Origin of the sequence: Kitasatospora sp. NPDC057518 (assembly GCF_042802075.1) — a bacterium.
In the GTDB taxonomy this organism is placed as follows: domain Bacteria; phylum Actinomycetota; class Actinomycetes; order Streptomycetales; family Streptomycetaceae; genus Kitasatospora.
Window position 1 is genome coordinate 13,213 of record NZ_JBHVEU010000044.1, and the last position, 17,575, is coordinate 30,787.

The window sequence follows — 17,575 nt, forward strand, 5'->3', positions numbered from 1 at the left end:
GGACCTGGGCGATCAGCGGGCCGCAGGATCGTGGGCATGGAACTCAAGGGCATCCACGTCCCCCTGATCACCCCGTTCGCCGCCGACGGCTCCGTCGCCCTCGACGCGCTGGAGAAGCTCGCGCACGAGGTCCTGGACGCCGGGGCGGCCGGGCTGGTCGCCCTCGGCACCACCGGCGAGCCGGCCGCGCTGACCGCCGGGGAGCGGGACGCGGTGGTCGACGTCGCCGCGGCCGCCTGCGCCGCGCGGGGGGCCCAGCTGACCGTCGGCGCCTCCGGCGGCGACACCCGGACCGTCGGCGAGGCGCTGGCCGCGCTCGGCGCGCGGGTGCCGGGGGCGGCGGCGCTGGTCACCACGCCGTCCTTCGTCCGGGCCGGCGAGGCCGGGACGGTCGCGCACTTCCGGGCACTGGCCGCGAGCAGCCCGCTGCCGCTGGTCGTCTACCACATCCCGTACCGCACCGGGCAGCAGCTCTCCACCGCCGCGCTGCGCGAACTCGCCGCGATCGAGGGCGTGGTGGGCGTCAAGTACGCGACCGGCGGGCTGGACCAGACGGCCGCCGAGCTGCTCGCCGACGCCCCCGAGGGGTTCGCCTTCCTCACCGGCGAGGACGCCTTCCTCTCGCCGATGCTGGCGCTCGGCGCGGCCGGCGGCATCCTCGCCTCCGCGCACCTGGCGACCGCCCGGTTCGTCGAGCTGACGGAGGCCTGGCAGGCCGGGGACGTGGCGCGGGCCCGGGCGCTCGGGCACCGGCTGACCGGGCTGGCGCTGTCCGCCTTCACGGCGCCGAACCCGACGGTGACCAAGGGCGTGCTGCACGCCCAGGGCCGGATCCCGACCCCGGACGTGCGGCTGCCGCTGCTGCCGGCGGGGCGGGCCGAGGTGGAGGCGGCGCTGGCCCTCGCCAGTGGTCTGGACCACTAGCGCACTCTCACGTCGTGGAACGCCAGGTCGTACGACGCCCGTGACAAGGCATGATGGGCGGAGTGCGGCTGTGAACAGCACCTTTCAGAGGAGTAGTCGGAGATGAAGATCGGCATTGTCGGTGCCACCGGCCAGGTCGGCGGCGTGGTCCGCGAGATCCTGGCGGAGCGCAACGTTCCGGTGGAGCAGCTGCGGCTGTTCGCCTCGGCCCGCTCGGCCGGGCGCACGCTGCCCTGGCAGGGCACCGAGGTCACCGTCGAGGACGCGGCCACGGCCGACTACACCGGCCTGGACATCGTGATCTTCTCGGCGGGCGGCTCGACCTCCAAGGCCCTGGCCCCCAAGGTCGCCGCGGCCGGTGCCGTCGTGATCGACAACTCCTCCGCCTGGCGCCGCGACCCCGAGGTCCCGCTGGTCGTCTCCGAGGTCAACCCGGAGGCCATCGCGGACCGCCCCAAGGGCATCATCGCCAACCCGAACTGCACCACCATGGCCGCCATGCCCGTGCTGCGCCCGCTGCACGAGGAGGCCGGCCTGGCCGCGCTCGTCGTCTCGACCTACCAGGCCGTCTCCGGCAGCGGTGTGGCCGGCGTCGCGGAGCTCCAGGACCAGGCCGCCAAGGTCGTGGAGCTCGGCGCCGCCGCGCTCGCCCACGACGGCGCCGCCGTCGAGTTCCCGGAGCCCAAGGTCTACCAGCGGCCGATCGCCTTCAACGTGGTGCCGCTGGCCGGCTCCCTCGTGGACGACGGCTCCAACGAGACCGACGAGGAGCAGAAGCTCCGCCACGAGAGCCGCAAGATCCTCGGCATCCCGGAGCTGAAGGTCTCCGGCACCTGTGTGCGCGTCCCGGTCTTCTCCGGCCACTCGCTGCAGATCAACGCCCGCTTCGAGCGCCCGATCAGCCCCGAGCGGGCCGTCGAGCTGCTCACCGGCGCCCCCGGCGTCGAGCTGTCCGACATCCCCACCCCGCTCCAGGCCGCCGGCCAGGACCCGAGCTACGTCGGCCGCATCCGGGTGGACGAGACGGTGGACAACGGCCTGTCGCTGTTCGTCTCGAACGACAACCTGCGCAAGGGCGCCGCGCTGAACGCCGTCCAGCTGGCCGAGCTGGTCGCCGCCGAGCTCAAGGGCTGAGCGCCCCTGAGCTCAAGGGCTGAGCACCTCCGGGTGAACCCCATCGGCTGAGCGCCACCGGGGTGAACCACCGGCCGGGACATTGGCCGGACCACCGCCGCGTGACCTCGGGCGGGCCCCGTCGTTGTACGGGGCCCGCCTTCGCTTTTGTTTGCTCCTCGTTGGGACGGCCGTTGCGCTACCGGGACAACCGGCGAGGTTCGGCAGGCGAACCGCGGGTAAAAGGTGACCCAACGATCGGGCGACGACGGGGGCCCCTCACCTCGGCACGCCCGGACGGCGGGCGGACCGCCCATTCCCGAATCGACCCACCCGACTGATTCCGAGGGCGAGCGAAAAGAGGTGCGCGATGGACCGCTGTGTCGTCCTGGTGGACGCCGGATATCTGCTGGGCGCCGCCGCCAGCCTGCTCGCGGGGGATCCGTCCCGCTCCAAGGTCACCGTGAACCACACGGCCCTGATCGCCGCACTGCGCGAACGCGCCGAGGCCGAGACAGGCCTGCCGCTGCTGCGGATCTACTGGTTCGACGCCGCGCCCGACCGGCGCCCGATGCCCGAGCACCGGCGGCTGCGGGTACTGCCCCGGGTCACCGTACGGCTCGGCGCCCTCACCCGGGCCGAGGGGCGCTGGGTGCAGAAGGGCGTGGACGCCGCGATGCACGCCGAACTCTCCGAGCTCGCCCGCAACCGGGCCTGCGCCGACGTCGTGCTGATCACCGGCGACGGGGACCTGCTGCCCGGCATGATGACCGCCAAGGAGCACGGGGTGGCCGTCCACCTGTGGGCCCTCCAGGCCGCCGACGGCGACTTCAACCAGTCCGAGGACCTGGTCGGCGAGGCGGACGAGCGGCGGGTGCTCGACCGGGAGTGGATCGAGGGGTCCTTCTCCCTGCGGGAGCACTCCAGCATGTTCCCGGCCCCGGGGGCCCGGCAGGAGATCGCCAAGATCCTCGCCGCCCCGCCCGCCGCCCCGCTGCCCACCGTGGTGCCGCCGGTGGTCCGCCCGGCGGCCACGGCCGCGGCCCCGGCGGACGCCCCCGCCACCGACGGACAGCCGCAGCCGGCCGCGGCCGCGCTCAAGGTCGTACCGACGCCGAAGGACCTGGCCGGGCGGGCCTCCTCCGTCACCCCGATCACCGCGATCACCCCGGTGGCGAACGGCAGCAACGGCCACGGCGTGAACGGGAACGGGGCCGTCGCGCAGACCGGGCCGGTGCTGCGCTGGTCCTCCGACCGCGGCTGGGTGGACCGGCCCGTCCCGGAGCCCGCCGTCACCGCCGGCGACAGCCTGCCCACCCTCGCCCAGCTCACCACCGCCGAGCAGCGCTGGGCCGACCGCGAGGAGGACATCACCTCCATCGGCGGCGACGCCCACGAGGTCGGGCAGGTCTTCGCCCGCCGCTGGAGCGAACGCGTCGGCGACGCGGAAAGACTGACCATGCTCTGGCCCGACTACCCGCGCATCCCGCACCGGGTGGACGGCGAGCTGCTGCGCTACGCCGCCCGCTTCGGGCTGCTGGCGCACAAGGACGACCAGATCGACGAGCACGACCGCTACGCCATCCGGGCCGGGTTCTGGAAGGAACTGGCGGCGCGGGTGCCGGGCGGGTCGATGGTCGTCGACGACTGAGCCGGACGGCGGAGCGAGCGGGCCCGACGGCCGGGGCGGCGCGACGACCGAGGGGGTCCGAGGGCCGCGGCGGCCCGGCGGACGACCCGGCAGGTCGGCGGCCCGGGCGCGGGCGGGGCCCCGTTGTCCGGTTCGCCCGTATGAGCGCGTAGAGTCTTCGGTCGTGAGCGAGACGGCGGGGCGAGCACCCGAGGAACCCCCCCTGCCGTGCGTGGCCGTGCGCGACCTGGTCAGGACCTACCGCAGCGGACGCGGCGCGTCCGCCACCGAGATCCGGGCCAACGACGGGATCAGCCTCACCGTCCGCCAGGGCGAGGTCTTCGGGCTGCTCGGGCCGAACGGAGCCGGCAAGTCGACGCTGGTGCGCCAGCTCACCGGGCTGCTGCGCCCCGACTCGGGCTCCGTCGAACTCCTCGGCCACGACATCGTGCGGCACCCCGAGCGGGCCGCCCGGCTGCTCGGCTACCTCGGGCAGGAATCCACCGCGCTGGACGAGCTGACGGTCGCGCTCGCCGCCGAGACCACCGGGCGGCTGCGCGGACTCACCCGGGCGCAGGCCCGCGGCGCGGCCGCCGACGTGCTGACCGAACTCGGGCTGGAGCCGATCGCCGCCCGGCCGCTCGCCAAGCTGTCCGGCGGACAGCGGCGGCTCGCCTGCTTCGCGGCCACCCTGGTGGGGGAGCGCCCGCTGCTCGTCCTGGACGAGCCCACCACCGGCATGGACCCCGTCGCCCGGCGGGCCGTGTGGAGCGCCGTGGACCGGCGGCGCGCCGAGCACGGGACGACGGTGCTGCTGGTCACCCACAACGTGATCGAGGCCGAGACGGTGCTCGACCGGGTCGCCGTGGTCGACGACGGCCGGGTGATCGCCTGCGACACGCCCGGCGGGCTCAAGGCGCTGGTGGACGGCGACGTCCGGCTCGACCTGGTCTGGCGGGACGAGGCGCCGCTCGGCGTGCCCGCCGTCGCCGCGCTGCGCGAACGGGCCGAGTGCACCGGGCGCCGCTGGACCGTCCGCACCACCCCCGAGCAGGCCCGCGAACTGGTCGCCGCCGTCACCACCGGCCCGGCCTTCGCCGCGCTCGACGACTTCACCCTCGCCACCCCGAGCCTTGAGGACGCCTACCTCAAGCTGGGCGGCCGCCACGGAGGACTGGCCAAGTGACGCTGCTCTCGGTGCCGCCGCGGACCGACCGGTCCACGGCCACCCCCGCCCCGCTCGCCCCCGCGGCCAGGCTGCTGCCGGCGCTCGCGGCCGTGTACCGGGCGCAGCTCGCCCGGGCGCGGGTGGCGCGCATCCCGCTGCTGTTCGTGGCCACCTTCCAGTCCGTCGGCATCCTGGTGATGATGCGGGGCGTGGTGGACGCCGGGCAGTCCTCGGCGGCGCGGTCGGTGGTCGCCGGGTCGAGCGTGCTGGTGGTGGCGTTCGTCGCGCTGAACCTGCTCGCCCAGTACTTCGGGAAGCTGCGGGCCACCGGCGGGCTCGACCACTACGCGACGCTGCCGGTGCCGGCCGCCTCGGTGGTGCTGGGGACGGCCGCCGCGTACGCCTCCTTCACACTGCCCGGGACGCTCGCCACGGCGGCGTTCGGGGCGGTGATGTTCGGGCTGCCGCTCGGGCAGCTGTGGGTGCTGCTGGCGGTCGTGCCGCTGGCCGGGGCCGCGCTGTCGGGGCTGGGGGCGGCCTGCGGGCTGCTGGCGCCGCGGCAGGAGATCGCGACGATGCTCGGGCAGCTCGGGATGTCGGCCGCCCTGCTGCTGGGCGTGCTGCCGGTGGACCACCTGCCGCAGCCGGTGCAGTGGCTGCGGGACCTGCTGCCGTCCACGTACGGGGTGGACGCCTTCGCGCGGACCTTCGCGCCGGACCCGGACTGGGCGCTGGTGCTCGTGGACCTGGCGGTCTGCGCGGGGGTGGGCGTGGTGTCGCTGGCCGTCGCCACCTGGGCGTACCGGCGGGCGGTCTCGCGGTAGGGCGTCCTACGGGTCGGGCGTCCGGTAGCGGGCCCACGACCGGTGGGCACGGTGGCGGGTACGGGTGGGTCGTCCGGGTGGCCGTCGTGAAACGATGGGGCGCGTGACCGTACCGAACACACCTCCGGATCCCGCGCCCGCCGATGTGCAGGCGGTGCCGGACGCAGCGCCCGACCCGTTCGCGCCGCCGTACGGGGCCACCGCCCTCGGGCACGGGACGATTCCGCTGGGGCGGCGGCTGCTGCCGGAGGTCCGGGTCGGGGCGGGCGTCGTGGTCGCCTGCCTGGTGGCCGGTCTGGTGATGGCCGGGCTGTGGGCCTGGCTGGCGCCGAAGGTGCCGCTGGTGGTGGACGGCGACCGCATCCTCTACGCCGACCCCGAGGGCGAGCAGCGGGCCGGGGCCGACGCGGTGTTCGTGCTGATCGGCCTGGGGGCCGGGATCCTGACCGCGCTCGGCGCCTTCCTGGTGACCCGGCGGCGCGGCGGCGGCATCGCGGTAGCGCTGGGGCTGGCCGTCGGCGGGCTGCTCGGATCGATCGGGGCCTGGCGGATCGGGCGGTGGCTCGGGCCGAGCGGCGACCTGATCGGCGAGGCCCGGCGGGTCGGCAACGGCGGGCACTTCGACGCGGGCATCGACCTGGGGGCGCTGGGGGCGCTGCTGGTCTGGCCGATGACGGCGATGGTGGTGCTGCTCCTGCTCTCGGCCGCGTTCGGGAAGCGGGAGGAGGACCCGCCGCCGTACTGGGCGCCGGTGGCGCAGGCTCCGCTGGCGGGGCCCCCGGTGATGCCTCCGGTGGGGCCCTCGGCGGGGCCCTCCGCGGAGGCGCCGGCCGGGCCGTGGGCCGGGCCGGGTGCGGGCAGCGGCGCCGGAAACGGTCCGGGGAGCGGTACGGAGCGCTGAGCGTGGTCGGGCGCGGGGTGGTGCGGGTCGTCCCGCACCGGCCCCGCGCCCTCGCTTTTCCCCCGGGGAGGGGCATTCCCCCGGGGACGGTGCTTCAGCGGGCGATGGGGGCGGTGTCGGCCCTCGTGAGGGCGACGAGGTCGGTGGGGGCCAGTTCGACTTCGAGGCCGCGGCGGCCCGCCGAGACGTAGACGGTGGGGTGGCCGAGCGCGCTGACGTCGACGACGGTGCGCAGCGGCCGGCGCTGGCCCAGCGGGGAGATGCCGCCGAGGACGTAGCCGCTGCTGCGCTCGGCGGCGGCCGGGTCGGCCATGGCGGCACGCTTGCCGCCGACGGCCGCCGCCAGGGCCTTGAGGTCGAGCTGGCCGGCGACCGGGACCACACCGACGGTGAGGGTGCCGTCCACGTCGGCGACGAGGGTCTTGAAGACCCGCTCGGGGGCGATGCCGAGGACCTCGGCGGCCTCGCCGCCGTAGGAGGCGGCGGCCGGGTCGTGGTCGTAGGCGTGCACCGTGAACGGGACGGCGGCGGCTTCCAGGGCGACGGTGGCGGGTGTGCCCTGGCCGCCCTTCCTGGTCTTCTTGGCCATGCGGGGTCCTCGGGGTCCTTGAGGTCCTTGGGGTCCTCGGTCAGTTCGGGCTGAAGGACTGGCGGGTGAGGTCGACCGCGGGCAGCGACGGCAGCCAGCTGAGGACGGCCGACTCGCGGCGCAGCAGGTCGAGCTCGGCGCGCAGCCGTTGGGCGGTGTCCGGGCAGGCGAGCAGCTGCTGCTTGACCGGGGTCTCGAACACCGAGGCGGCGGCGACCAGGTAGGAGAGCACCTGGGGGTCGTCCGGGAGCTCCTGGTGGCCGACGGTGCTCGCCTCGCGGGCGCCGGCCAGGCGCTTCTGGTAGACCCGGAACGCCCGCTCGACCTCGGAGGCCAGCGCGCCGGAGCCCTCGCCCGGGCGCTCCTCGATCAGCTCCGTCTCCCCGGTCAGGTACGGGCCGGAGACGTCCACCGAGCGCAGCCGGAACCGGGTGGTGCCGGTGACCAGCAGCTCGTAGCGGCCGTCCGGCTGGTGCTGGACGGAGGCGATGTCGGCGACGCAGCCGACCTGGAAGACCGCCTCCAGCGGGTCCCCGGTGACGGTGCCGAGGCCGTCCAGCGGACCGGCCGGGCCCTCCTCGGGCCTGACCCGGGCGACCTCCCGGCCGTCCCTGATCGCGAGCACGCCGAACCGCCGGGGAGTCTCCTCGGGCTGTTCGAGCAGATCGGCGACGAGACGGCGGTAGCGCTCCTCGAAGACGTTCAGGGGCAGCACCAGGCCCGGGTAGAGCACGGTGTTCAGCGGGAAGAGCGGCAGCCGTTCTGTCACGGCGGACAGCGTAGTTCCCCGGACGGGGGCCTTGTCGCACGGTGGACGGGCCCGGCCGCTCGCCGGGCCCGTCCACCGGAGGGCTCAACCGCGCTGGAGCATCCGCGTGGCGCCGGCCACGACCGTGGAGGCGAGCAGCCAGCCGACCACGACCAGCCCGGCGGAGATCCACTGGGTGAGGCCGCCGGGGTTCCAGCCGCCCTGGTTGAGGTCCACGATCGGCAGCAGCTGGTTGAGGGTGTACAGCACCGGGTTCCAGTGCGGGCGCTCGTCGGCCTTGAGCGGATCCAGCGGGTGGGTGGCGAACCAGAGGCTGCCGAGAACCCAGGCGAGCAGCAGCCACAGGCCCGCCCGGCCCGGGCGGTAGCCGTAGCCGACGGTCGCGTCCTGGACCGCGCCCCAGACCCGGGCCGGCAGCGGCAGGGTGCGGCGGCGCCGGCGCTGCTTGGCGTACAGCACCTCGCGGGCGTCGTCGTCGGCGCCGTCGCGGCGCAGGGCGGCCGCGAGCTGCTCGTAGGACTCGGGCTGGAAGTCCACCGAGGAGCCCTCCAGCCAGGCGATCCGCTGCTGGACGGGGAAGGCGCCGACCGGGCGCAGGTTCTCGTAGACGAAGCCGGTGAGGCCCAGGTGCTTGCCGAGCGGCCAGGCCTCCGGGGTGTCGACCAGGTTGCCGACCCGGGCCCGGGAGAGCGAGACGGTGCCGGTCGGGCGGACCTTGCAGGTGAAGCGCAGCTCCGGGGTGTGGATGCGGCGCAGCGAGAGCTCGTCCTCGCCCTCCAGGTGGAACTCGCCGGAGACCAGGCAGGCGCCGTCGAAGCGGCTGTCGGACAGCCGTACCCGGCCGAAGGCGCGGAACGGGGTGACGGGCCCGTCGGGCGGCGGGTTCTCGCCGTAGCCGTAGCCGGAGCCGTAGTAGCCGCGGGAGCCGACCCAGCCGAGGTCGGCGGAGCCGGTCAGGTAGAGGGTGTGGCCGACGGTGACCCGTACGGCGTTGAGGCAGGTGGGATTGTGCCGCCGGTCGGCGCGCAGCTGGGCGCCGCGCAGCGAGAGCCGGCCGCCTATCCGGGCGGTGCGCACGCTCAGCTCGCCCCGGGTCTCCAGGCGTTCGGCCTCGAAGTCCTGGTTGACGGTGATCCCGTCGGCGGAGACGGCGCGGCCGTGGCGGTCGCCGCCGACGACGGTCTGGTTGAGCAGCAGGTCGGTGCCGATCCGGGCGTCGGTGAGCCGGATGCCGTCGGGGACGCGGCAGCGGGCGAGGTGGAGGTCGCCGGTGGTGGAGAGCCGGGAGGCCTCCAGCCGGGGGATCAGGCAGTTCACGAAGCGCAGCGTGGAGGCCGCCGCCTCGGAGATGAGGATCTTGTGCGCGAAGCGGCAGTCGTGCAGCTCGACGTAGTCGTCGATGGCGCCCCCGGCCAGATTGAGCGCGCCGGTGACCAGGACGCCGCTGAACCGCAGCGAGGCGACCCGCCCGGGGGCGGGCTCCGGTCCTACCAGCAGCAGATGGGCGAGCACCTCGGCGCGGACGGTGCGGTCGGGGCCCCAGGGGGCGTCGCCGAAGGGGTCGTCGGTGTTGGCTTCGCCACTGCGGCGGTCCAGGATCTCGCCCTGGCGGTAGGCCTCCCAGAGCGCGCGTTCCGTGTCCGTCCAGCCCTCTGGAGCGCGCTCCGCCATGGTTTTCCCCGTCCCCCCGGTCGTCTCGCCTTTCGTATCACGGACTGAAATGCGGGACCAGCGGTTCCGGCCACTCCTTACACTGGGTGGCGTGATCTCTCGAATCGACCTCCGCGGCTCGCTGGACGACCCGCGTGACCTGCTGCCCCGTGCCGAGTTCGACGTCGCGGCCGCCCTGGAGAAGGTGCGGCCGATCGCCGAGGACGTACGCCATCGCGGGGTCGCGGCGCTGATCGAGATCACCGAACGCTTCGACGGCGTCCGGCTGGAGTCGACCCGGGTCCCGGCCGAGCAGCTGACCGAGGCCCTGGAGACGCTGGACCCGAAGGTGCGGGCCGCCCTGGAGGAGTCGATCCGCCGGGCCCGCGCCGTGCACGCCGACCAGCGCCGCACCGGGCACACCACCCAGGTGGTGCCGGGCGGCACGGTCACCCAGCGCTGGGTGCCGGTCGAGCGGGTCGGCCTGTACGTGCCGGGCGGGCTGGCGGTCTACCCGTCCTCCGTGGTGATGAACGTGGTGCCGGCCCAGGAGGCGGGCGTCCGGGGCATCGCCGTCACCTCGCCGCCGCAGAAGGAGTTCGGGGGGAGCGTCCACCCGGCCATCCTGGCGGCCTGCGCGCTGCTCGGCGTGGACGAGGTCTACTCCGTCGGCGGCGCCCAGGCGGTCGCGATGTTCGCCCTCGGCACCGAGGAGTGCGCGCCGGTGAACGTGGTCACCGGCCCCGGCAACATCTACGTGGCCGCCGCCAAGCGCTACTTCGCCGGCCGGATCGGCATCGACTCCGAGGCCGGCCCGACCGAGATCGCCGTCCTCGCCGACGACAGCGCGCTGCCGTCCGACGTCGCCGCCGACCTGATCAGCCAGGCCGAGCACGGCCCGACCTCCGGCTCGGTGCTGGTCACCGACTCCCCGGCGCTCGCCGACGCGGTCGAGGCCGAGCTGGCCGTGCAGGTCGCGCGGACCAAGCACGGCGAGCGGGTGGCCGAGGCGCTCGGCGGCCGGCAGTCCGGCATCATCCTGGTCGACGACCTGGAGCAGGGCCTCGCCGTGGTCAACGCGTACGCGGCCGAGCACCTGGAGATCCAGACCCGCGACGCCCACGCGGTGGCCGCCCGGGTGGTCAACGCCGGCGCGATCTTCATCGGCCGCTGGACCCCGGTCTCGCTGGGCGACTACGCGGCCGGCTCCAACCACGTGCTGCCGACCGGCGGCTGCGCCTGCCACTCCTCCGGGCTGTCGGTGCAGACCTTCCTGCGCGGCGTCCAGGTCGTCGAGTACGACCGGGAGGCGCTGGCGGACGTCGCCGCGCACGTGGTCAACCTGGCGAACGCCGAGGACCTGCCGGGGCACGGGGACGCCATCAAGGCTCGCTTCGATTGGACGGTTCCGGGATCGTGACTGCCATCGACGACCTGCCGATCCGGGACGAGCTGCGCGGCCAGTCCCCGTACGGCGCGCCGCAGCTGGACGTGCCCGTCCAGCTGAACACCAACGAGAACCCGTACCCGCTGCCCGAGGAGCTGGTCGCCCGGATCGCCGAGCGCGTCGCCGAGGCCGCCCGCGGGCTGAACCGCTACCCCGACCGGGACGCGGTCGAGCTGCGCGAGGGCCTCGCCGCGTACCTCGGGAAGACCACCGGCTTCCCGGTCGCCCGGGAGCAGGTCTGGGCCGCCAACGGCTCCAACGAGGTGCTCCAGCAGCTGCTGCAGACCTTCGGCGGCCCCGGCCGCAGCGCGCTCGGCTTCGAGCCCTCGTACTCGATGCACGCGCTGATCTCCCGGGGCACCGGCACCGCCTGGATCTCCGGCCCGCGCAACGACGACTTCACCATCGACGTGGACGCCGCCGTCACCGCCATCGCGGAGCACCGGCCGAACGTGGTGTTCATCTGTTCGCCCAACAACCCGACCGGCACCGCCGTGGACGCCGACACCGTGCTGCGGCTGTACGAGGCCGCGCAGGCCGCCCGGCCCAGCCTGGTCGTGGTGGACGAGGCGTACGTCGAGTTCTCGCACCGCGCCTCGCTGCTGCCGCTGATCGAGGGCCGCCCCAACCTGGTGGTCAGCCGCACCATGTCCAAGGCCTTCGGCGCGGCCGGCCTGCGCCTGGGCTACCTGGCCGCCGACCCGGCCGTGGTGGACGCCGTCCAGCTGGTGCGCCTGCCGTACCACCTGTCGGCCGTCACCCAGGCCACCGCGCTGGCCTGCCTGGAGCACACCGACACCCTGCTCGGGTACGTCGGGCGGCTCAAGCAGGAGCGCGACCGGCTGGTCGACGCGCTGCGGGGGATGGGCCTGGAGGTCACCGACTCGGACGCCAACTTCGTCCAGTTCGGCCGCTTCGCCGACACCCACGCGGTGTGGCAGGCCATCCTCGACCAGGGCGTCCTGGTCCGCGACAACGGCGTCCCCGGGTGGCTGCGCGTCACCGCCGGCACGCCCGCCGAGAACGACGCCTTCCTGGACGCCGTCCGTTCTGTGATCAAGGAGCTCTAACCCCATGTCCCGCATCGGACGCGTCGAGCGCACCACCAAGGAGACCTCGGTCCTGGTCGAGATAGACCTCGACGGCACCGGGAGGACCGACATCTCCACCGGCGTCGGCTTCTACGACCACATGCTCGACCAGCTCGGCCGGCACGGCCTGTTCGACCTCACCGTCAAGACCGACGGCGACCTGCACATCGACACCCACCACACCATCGAGGACACCGCCCTCGCGCTCGGCGCCGCCTTCAAGCAGGCGCTCGGCGACAAGGTGGGCATCTACCGCTTCGGCAACTGCACAGTGCCGCTGGACGAGTCGCTCGCCCAGGTCACCGTGGACCTCTCCGGCCGGCCGTACCTGGTGCACACCGAGCCCGAGGGCATCGCCCCGATGATCGGCTCGTACGACACCACGATGACCCGGCACATCCTGGAGTCCTTCGTGGCCCAGGCGCAGGTCGCGCTGCACGTCCACGTGCCGTACGGGCGCAACGCGCACCACATCGTGGAGTGCCAGTTCAAGGCGCTGGCCCGGGCGCTGCGCTACGCCGCCGAGCGCGACCCGCGCGCGGCCGGAATCCTCCCGTCCACCAAGGGTGCGCTGTGAGCAATACTGCGATGATCCTCATCTTCGTCGGCCTCTTCCTGGCCGGCGGAGTCATCTCCTTCTGGAAGCAGAAGCAGTCGAAGAGCGTCATCCTGGTGCTGGCCTTCGGCGCCGTGATGTGCCTGGCCTCCGGCCTCATGCGCCTGTAACACCCGCCGTAGAGAGACTGGACACCTGAACATGGGCAAGAACGTCGTCGTCCTCGACTACGGCTCCGGCAACCTCCGCTCCGCGCAGCGCGCCCTGGAGCGGACCGGGGCGGACGTCACGGTCAGCTCCGACTACGACACCGCGATGGCCGCGGACGGCCTGCTCGTCCCCGGGGTGGGCGCCTACGAGGCCTGCATGCGCGGGCTCAAGTCCGTCCGCGGGGACTGGATCATCGGCCGCCGGCTCGCCGGGGGCCGACCGGTCATGGGCATCTGCGTCGGCATGCAGATCCTCTTCGAGAAGGGGGTCGAGCACGGCGTGGAGACGGCCGGCTGCGACGAGTGGCCGGGCGTCGTCGAGCCGCTGGAGGCCCCCGTCGTCCCGCACATGGGCTGGAACACCGTGGACGTCCCCGAGGGCAGCCGGATGTTCGCCGGCCTCGACCCGGAGACCCGCTTCTACTTCGTGCACTCCTACGGGGTGCGGCACTGGGAGCTGGAGACCCACAGCGCGCGGATCAACCCGCCGCTGGTCACCTGGGCCACCCACGGGCAGCCGTTCGTCGCGGCCGTCGAGAACGGCCCGCTGTGGGCCACCCAGTTCCACCCCGAGAAGTCCGGCGACGCCGGCGCCGCCCTGCTGACCAACTGGGTCAACACCCTCTGACTTTCTGAGAGTTGGATCTCTGATGAGCCTCGAACTGCTGCCCGCCGTCGACGTCCGTGACGGCCAGGCCGTCCGCCTGGTCAAGGGCGCCTCCGGCACCGAGACCTCCTTCGGCGAGCCGCTCGCCGCCGCCCTCGCCTGGCAGAACGCCGGCGCCGAGTGGCTGCACCTGGTCGACCTCGACGCCGCCTTCGGCACCGGCAGCAACTACGAGCTGCTGCGCGAGGTCACCGGACAGCTGGACGTCAAGGTCGAGCTGTCCGGCGGCATCCGCGACGACGAGTCGCTCGCCCGCGCGCTCGCCACCGGCTGCACCCGGGTCAACCTCGGCACCGCCGCCCTGGAGGCCCCGGAGTGGGTCGCCAAGGCCATCGCCGAGCACGGCGACAAGATCGCCGTCGGCCTGGACGTGGTCGGCACCACCCTGCGCGGCCGCGGCTGGACCCGCGACGGCGGCCAGCTCTTCGACGTGCTGGCCCGGCTGAACGCGGAGGGCTGCGCCCGCTACGTCGTCACCGACGTCAACCGGGACGGCACCCTGACCGGCCCCAACCTCCAGCTGCTGCGCGACGTCTGCGCCGCGACCGACCGGCCCGTGGTCGCCTCCGGCGGCGTCTCCTCGCTCGACGACCTGCGCGCCATCGCCTCGCTCGTGGGCGAGGGTGTCGAGGGCGCCATCGTGGGCAAGGCACTCTACGAGCAGAAGTTCACCCTCGAAGAGGCCCTGGAGGCGGTTTCAGGATGACGGACGGTCGGATCGTACGCGGGCAGGTCGTAGCCGGTCGGGGCGAGGCCGGGCAGGTCGTGGCCGGTCGGGTCGTGGCCGGTCGGGTCGGCGGATTCTCCCCGTGGGAGGACGAGTTCGGCTACTCCCGGGCCGTCGCCGCGGGCGACCACGTGCACGTGGCCGGCTCCACCGCCTGGGTGGACGGCCGGATCGAGCACGAGGGCGACCCGTACCGGCAGACCCTCGCCGCGTTCGGCGTCGGGCTCACCGCCCTGGCCGCGTACGGTCTGACCACCGACGACGTGGTCCGCACCCGGATGTACATCACCCACGTCCGCGACGCCGAGGAGGTGGGCCGCGCCCACCGCGAACTCTTCGACGCCGCACGCCCGGTGGCCACCATGGTGGTGGTCGACGGGCTGATCGACTCCCGGATGCTGGTCGAGGTCGAACTCGACGCGTACCGGTCCGGACTGGCAAAGACCCTGGAAGCCCCGGAAATCCCGGACGCCCCGGAAGTTTCGGACGTCCCGGAAGCCTCGGAAGCCCTGGAAGTTGTGGAAGGCGAACAGCCGTGACCCTCGCAGTACGTGTCATCCCCTGCCTGGACGTGGACGCCGGGCGGGTGGTCAAGGGCGTCAACTTCCAGAACCTGCGCGACGCCGGCGACCCGGTCGAGATGGCCAAGCTCTACGACGCCGAGGGCGCCGACGAGCTGACCTTCCTCGACATCACCGCCTCCTCCGGCGACCGGGAGACCACCTACGACGTGGTCCGCCGCACCGCCGAACAGGTCTTCATCCCGCTCACGGTGGGCGGCGGCATCCGGGCCGTCGAGGACGTCGACAAGCTGCTGCGGGCCGGCGCCGACAAGGTCGGCGTCAACACCGCGGCCATCGCCCGGCCGGAGCTGGTCCGCGAGATCGCCCAGCGGTTCGGGCGGCAGGTCCTGGTGCTCTCGGTGGACGCCCGGCGCTGCCCGCCCGGGACGGAGACCGAGTCCGGCTTCGAGGTCACCACCCACGGCGGGCGGCAGGGCACCGGGCTCGACGCCGTCGCCTGGGCGGGCCGCGCCGCCGAACTGGGCGCGGGCGAGATCCTGCTCAACTCGATGGACGCGGACGGCACCAAGGACGGCTACGACCTGGAGCTGATCCGGGCCGTGCGCAAGAGCGTCTCGGTGCCGGTGATCGCCTCCGGCGGCGCGGGCAAGCTCGCGGACTTCGCGCCGGCCGTCGACGCGGGCGCGGACGCGGTGCTGGCCGCCAGCGTGTTCCACTTCGGGGACCTGCGGATCGGCGAGGTCAAGGGCGCGCTGCGGGAGGCAGGGCACCCGGTGCGGTGAGTTTTTCGCGGTGCTTGTTCGCGAGCGCGTTTTGCGAACGCGAACAGGCACCGTGTCCGTTGTTCCTTCGCTCAGGCCTGGTTCGGGTCGCCCTTGATCAGCGCGAAGGGGGCGCCGTTCGGGTCCGCGACCCACGCGATCCGGCCGACGTTCTTCACATTCTCGGGCCCCATCAGCACCGAGCCACCGGCCGCCGTCGCCTTGGTCACCCGCGCGTCCACGTCCGCGGTCGCGAAGTACGGCGTCCAGGCGGACGGCTGCGCCGGGGCCATGGTCGGCGCGATGCCGCCGAAGCTGGTCGCCTGCTGGTCGCCCTCGGCGGTGGAGACCACCCGGTAGCTCATCCCCGGCGACGGCTCGAAGTTCTCCACCCGCCAGCCGAACAGCTTCTCGTAGAAGGCGAAGGCGACGTCCGGGGCGGAGGTGTGCAGCTCGGCCCAGACCAGGGCGCCCTCCTCGGACACCGCGTCCAGCCCCTTGGTGCTCCCCGCCTGCCAGACGGCGAAATCGGCGCCCTGCGGGTCGGTGAGCGCGGCGAACCGACCCTCCTGCATGACGTCCGACGGCGGCACCCGGACGCCGGCGCCGGCCTGCTCGGCCGCCTTGGTGGTGGCGTCCGCGTCGGCGGTGCGGAAGTACGTCGTCCACGCGGACCGCGCGCCCTGGTCGAGGTGGCCGATGGCGCCGACGGTCCTGCCGTCCAGCTGGACGAACCCGTAGCCGCCGGTCCCGGGGATCTCCAGGAACGTCCAGCCGAACACCTGGTTGTAGAACCCGGCGGTGGCGGGGATGTCCGGGCTGCCCAGGTCGATCCAGCAGGGCGAGCCGATGGGGAAGTCGGTGGTGAGCATGTGCGGGGTGCCCTTCGACGGAGGGACGGCCGGGCGTGCCCGGGTCGGACCCCGGCCACCTGCGAGTCTGCACCCGGGGTCTGACATCCGCAGCCGGGGGAGGCCGCCGGGCCCGCTGTGAGCCGCGTCACTTCCCGGCCCGCCGTGCAGCAGCCGGCGGGCGGGCGCCGTCAAGGGGGTGGAAAAGACGGCGGCAGAGAGTGAGGCCACGGGTGAGGCTGCGCAGGGGCAGTCCCGGGATCGACTTCGTCGAGTTCGTGGAACAGCGTTCGGGCGCGCTGTTCCGCACGGCGTACGTGCTCACCGGCGACGCCCACACCGCGGAGGACCTCGTCCAGGAGGCCCTGGAACGGGCCTGCCGGCACTGGCGGCGGGTCGCGCGCGCCGAGGTGCCCGAGGCGTACGTGCGCCGGATCCTCGTGAACCTGGCCAACGACCGCTGGCGGCGCCTGCACCGCTCGGGCGAACGCCCCGCGCCGGAGCCCGCCGTCGAACACCCCGACCCCCGCGACGCCTACCGGTCGGTGGAACTGCGCGCCGAACTCGTCGCGGCGCTGCACACCCTGCCGATGGGGATGCGCACCGTGGTCGTCCTGTACTACCTCCACGACCTGGGGGACCGGGAGATCGCGCAGACCCTCGACATCTCCCCGGGCGCCGTGCGCTCGCAACTCTCCCGCGGGCTCGCGAAACTGCGGGCCGCGCTGCCCAGGCAGGACGCCCCGTCCGCGTCGTCGACCCCGCGTGAAGGTGCGTGATGATCCGCTTCCCGCCCCAGGACCCCGTCCCCACTCCAGGGCCCGACCCCGACTCCGACTTCGACAAGGAACTCCTCGCCGCCATGACCCTGTTCGCCGACACCACCGCCACCCCCGTGATCGACGCCGCCGGAATCCGGCGCACGGTCCGCCGGCGCACCGCCCTCACCGGGGCCGCGGCCGTGGCGGCGGTGGCCGCCATCGCCACGGGCGCGGCCCTGCTCCTGCCCGGATCGCCGAGCGGCGGCGACCGCCCGGCCGGGACCGCGCCGGCCCCGGCCGTCCACTCCGCGCCCCCGTCCCCCACCGCCCCCCCGTCCTCCCATTCCGCGACCAAAGGCACCCCCTCCCCCCCCCCCCCGCGGGCCCCCGGGCGGCCCGGCCGGGGGTGATCC

General features: G+C 74.1%; 20 protein-coding genes. 16 read left to right on the forward strand and 4 right to left on the reverse strand.

Annotated features, from left to right (window positions below):
• Nucleotides 1-36 precede the first annotated feature (36 nt).
• The 6 genes from ACFU7Z_RS07160 to ACFU7Z_RS07185 all read left to right on the forward strand — a co-directional run bounded on the left by ACFU7Z_RS07160 (nucleotide 37) and on the right by ACFU7Z_RS07185 (nucleotide 6,560).
• Nucleotides 37-924, forward strand: a complete 888-nt coding sequence (locus tag ACFU7Z_RS07160; protein WP_117487416.1) for a dihydrodipicolinate synthase family protein — start codon at nucleotides 37-39, stop codon at nucleotides 922-924.
• Between the two features lie 102 nt (nucleotides 925-1,026).
• The gene (locus ACFU7Z_RS07165) at nucleotides 1,027-2,058 is read left to right on the forward strand and encodes an aspartate-semialdehyde dehydrogenase (RefSeq protein WP_380776767.1); all 1,032 of its coding nucleotides are present in this window, start codon (nucleotides 1,027-1,029) and stop codon (nucleotides 2,056-2,058) included.
• Nucleotides 2,059-2,407: 349 nt separating this feature from the next.
• On the forward strand, nucleotides 2,408-3,688 hold the full coding sequence (locus ACFU7Z_RS07170; RefSeq protein ID WP_380776769.1) for an NYN domain-containing protein: 1,281 nt from the start codon (nucleotides 2,408-2,410) through the stop codon (nucleotides 3,686-3,688).
• A gap of 163 nt (nucleotides 3,689-3,851) precedes the next feature.
• A complete protein-coding gene (locus ACFU7Z_RS07175; RefSeq protein ID WP_380776771.1) occupies nucleotides 3,852-4,853 on the forward strand; it encodes an ABC transporter ATP-binding protein in 1,002 nt (333 codons plus the stop codon).
• Complete coding sequence (locus ACFU7Z_RS07180; protein WP_380776773.1) at nucleotides 4,850-5,659, forward strand: ABC transporter permease; 810 nt, start codon at nucleotides 4,850-4,852, stop codon at nucleotides 5,657-5,659. The genes ACFU7Z_RS07175 and ACFU7Z_RS07180 overlap by 4 nt, the downstream gene beginning before the upstream one ends.
• Nucleotides 5,660-5,762: 103 nt before the next feature.
• Nucleotides 5,763-6,560 carry an ABC transporter permease gene (locus ACFU7Z_RS07185; RefSeq protein WP_380776775.1) on the forward strand — a complete coding sequence of 266 codons (798 nt, stop codon included), beginning with the start codon at nucleotides 5,763-5,765 and terminating at the stop codon, nucleotides 6,558-6,560.
• Between the two features lie 94 nt (nucleotides 6,561-6,654).
• Here the strand turns inward: ACFU7Z_RS07185 and ybaK are convergent, their stop codons facing one another.
• The 3 genes from ybaK to ACFU7Z_RS07200 all read right to left on the reverse strand — a co-directional run bounded on the left by ybaK (nucleotide 6,655) and on the right by ACFU7Z_RS07200 (nucleotide 9,589).
• Nucleotides 6,655-7,149: a Cys-tRNA(Pro) deacylase gene (gene ybaK, locus ACFU7Z_RS07190; protein WP_049650372.1), complete on the reverse strand. Its 495-nt coding sequence runs from the start codon at nucleotides 7,147-7,149 to the stop codon at nucleotides 6,655-6,657.
• Between the two features lie 40 nt (nucleotides 7,150-7,189).
• Nucleotides 7,190-7,927 carry an LON peptidase substrate-binding domain-containing protein gene (locus ACFU7Z_RS07195; protein WP_380776787.1) on the reverse strand — a complete coding sequence of 246 codons (738 nt, stop codon included), beginning with the start codon at nucleotides 7,925-7,927 and terminating at the stop codon, nucleotides 7,190-7,192.
• A gap of 75 nt (nucleotides 7,928-8,002) precedes the next feature.
• Nucleotides 8,003-9,589, reverse strand: a complete 1,587-nt coding sequence (locus ACFU7Z_RS07200) for an oxidoreductase (protein ID WP_380776777.1) — start codon at nucleotides 9,587-9,589, stop codon at nucleotides 8,003-8,005.
• Nucleotides 9,590-9,680: 91 nt separating this feature from the next.
• On the opposite strand from ACFU7Z_RS07200, the gene hisD reads away from it, so the two are divergent.
• The 8 genes from hisD to hisF are packed head-to-tail and all read left to right on the forward strand — an operon-like array spanning nucleotide 9,681 to nucleotide 15,571.
• Entirely contained in the window at nucleotides 9,681-10,988 is a 1,308-nt protein-coding gene (gene hisD, locus ACFU7Z_RS07205; RefSeq protein ID WP_074000935.1) for a histidinol dehydrogenase, read from the forward strand.
• Nucleotides 10,985-12,085 carry a histidinol-phosphate transaminase gene (locus ACFU7Z_RS07210; protein ID WP_074000936.1) on the forward strand — a complete coding sequence of 367 codons (1,101 nt, stop codon included), beginning with the start codon at nucleotides 10,985-10,987 and terminating at the stop codon, nucleotides 12,083-12,085. The genes hisD and ACFU7Z_RS07210 overlap by 4 nt, the downstream gene beginning before the upstream one ends.
• 4 nt (nucleotides 12,086-12,089) lie before the next feature.
• Nucleotides 12,090-12,683, forward strand: coding sequence for an imidazoleglycerol-phosphate dehydratase HisB (hisB, locus tag ACFU7Z_RS07215; RefSeq protein WP_074000937.1), 594 nt, complete (start codon nucleotides 12,090-12,092; stop codon nucleotides 12,681-12,683).
• Nucleotides 12,684-12,694: 11 nt separating this feature from the next.
• Nucleotides 12,695-12,832: a hypothetical protein gene (locus ACFU7Z_RS07220; protein ID WP_049650367.1), complete on the forward strand. Its 138-nt coding sequence runs from the start codon at nucleotides 12,695-12,697 to the stop codon at nucleotides 12,830-12,832.
• Between the two features lie 31 nt (nucleotides 12,833-12,863).
• Entirely contained in the window at nucleotides 12,864-13,499 is a 636-nt protein-coding gene (hisH, locus tag ACFU7Z_RS07225) for an imidazole glycerol phosphate synthase subunit HisH (RefSeq protein WP_049650366.1), read from the forward strand.
• A gap of 19 nt (nucleotides 13,500-13,518) precedes the next feature.
• On the forward strand, nucleotides 13,519-14,244 hold the full coding sequence (gene priA, locus ACFU7Z_RS07230; RefSeq protein ID WP_107086387.1) for a bifunctional 1-(5-phosphoribosyl)-5-((5-phosphoribosylamino)methylideneamino)imidazole-4-carboxamide isomerase/phosphoribosylanthranilate isomerase PriA: 726 nt from the start codon (nucleotides 13,519-13,521) through the stop codon (nucleotides 14,242-14,244).
• Nucleotides 14,241-14,804: a RidA family protein gene (locus ACFU7Z_RS07235; RefSeq protein WP_380776779.1), complete on the forward strand. Its 564-nt coding sequence runs from the start codon at nucleotides 14,241-14,243 to the stop codon at nucleotides 14,802-14,804. Before priA ends, ACFU7Z_RS07235 begins: the two co-directional genes overlap by 4 nt.
• Nucleotides 14,801-15,571 (forward strand): imidazole glycerol phosphate synthase subunit HisF, encoded by a 771-nt coding sequence (hisF, locus tag ACFU7Z_RS07240; RefSeq protein ID WP_049650364.1) that lies wholly within the window; start codon nucleotides 14,801-14,803, stop codon nucleotides 15,569-15,571. Before ACFU7Z_RS07235 ends, hisF begins: the two co-directional genes overlap by 4 nt.
• Nucleotides 15,572-15,642: 71 nt before the next feature.
• Here the strand turns inward: hisF and ACFU7Z_RS07245 are convergent, their stop codons facing one another.
• Nucleotides 15,643-16,422 carry a VOC family protein gene (locus ACFU7Z_RS07245; protein ID WP_380776781.1) on the reverse strand — a complete coding sequence of 260 codons (780 nt, stop codon included), beginning with the start codon at nucleotides 16,420-16,422 and terminating at the stop codon, nucleotides 15,643-15,645.
• A gap of 218 nt (nucleotides 16,423-16,640) precedes the next feature.
• Here ACFU7Z_RS07245 and ACFU7Z_RS07250 point away from each other — a divergent pair, with 218 nt between their 5' ends.
• Both ACFU7Z_RS07250 and ACFU7Z_RS07255 read left to right on the forward strand, forming a co-directional pair.
• A complete protein-coding gene (locus ACFU7Z_RS07250) occupies nucleotides 16,641-17,180 on the forward strand; it encodes a SigE family RNA polymerase sigma factor (protein ID WP_255357401.1) in 540 nt (179 codons plus the stop codon).
• The gene (locus ACFU7Z_RS07255) at nucleotides 17,180-17,572 is read left to right on the forward strand and encodes a hypothetical protein (protein WP_380776783.1); all 393 of its coding nucleotides are present in this window, start codon (nucleotides 17,180-17,182) and stop codon (nucleotides 17,570-17,572) included. The genes ACFU7Z_RS07250 and ACFU7Z_RS07255 overlap by 1 nt, the downstream gene beginning before the upstream one ends.
• The last annotated feature ends 3 nt before the right edge of the window (nucleotides 17,573-17,575 follow it).

Excerpts from the sequence above, each read along its gene's own strand:
- ACFU7Z_RS07160 (WP_117487416.1), top strand. The coding sequence starts at position 37 with ATGGAACTCAAGGGCATCCACGTCCCCCTGATCACCCCGTTCGCCGCC.
- ACFU7Z_RS07165 (WP_380776767.1), top strand. The coding sequence starts at position 1,027 with ATGAAGATCGGCATTGTCGGTGCCACCGGCCAGGTCGGCGGCGTGGTC.
- ACFU7Z_RS07170 (WP_380776769.1), top strand. The coding sequence starts at position 2,408 with ATGGACCGCTGTGTCGTCCTGGTGGACGCCGGATATCTGCTGGGCGCC.
- ybaK (WP_049650372.1), bottom strand. The coding sequence starts at position 7,149 with ATGGCCAAGAAGACCAGGAAGGGCGGCCAGGGCACACCCGCCACCGTC.
- ACFU7Z_RS07200 (WP_380776777.1), bottom strand. The coding sequence starts at position 9,589 with ATGGCGGAGCGCGCTCCAGAGGGCTGGACGGACACGGAACGCGCGCTC.
- hisB (WP_074000937.1), top strand. The coding sequence starts at position 12,090 with ATGTCCCGCATCGGACGCGTCGAGCGCACCACCAAGGAGACCTCGGTC.
- ACFU7Z_RS07220 (WP_049650367.1), top strand. The coding sequence starts at position 12,695 with ATGATCCTCATCTTCGTCGGCCTCTTCCTGGCCGGCGGAGTCATCTCC.
- hisH (WP_049650366.1), top strand. The coding sequence starts at position 12,864 with ATGGGCAAGAACGTCGTCGTCCTCGACTACGGCTCCGGCAACCTCCGC.
- ACFU7Z_RS07235 (WP_380776779.1), top strand. The coding sequence starts at position 14,241 with ATGACGGACGGTCGGATCGTACGCGGGCAGGTCGTAGCCGGTCGGGGC.
- ACFU7Z_RS07245 (WP_380776781.1), bottom strand. The coding sequence starts at position 16,422 with ATGCTCACCACCGACTTCCCCATCGGCTCGCCCTGCTGGATCGACCTG.
- ACFU7Z_RS07255 (WP_380776783.1), top strand. The coding sequence starts at position 17,180 with ATGATCCGCTTCCCGCCCCAGGACCCCGTCCCCACTCCAGGGCCCGAC.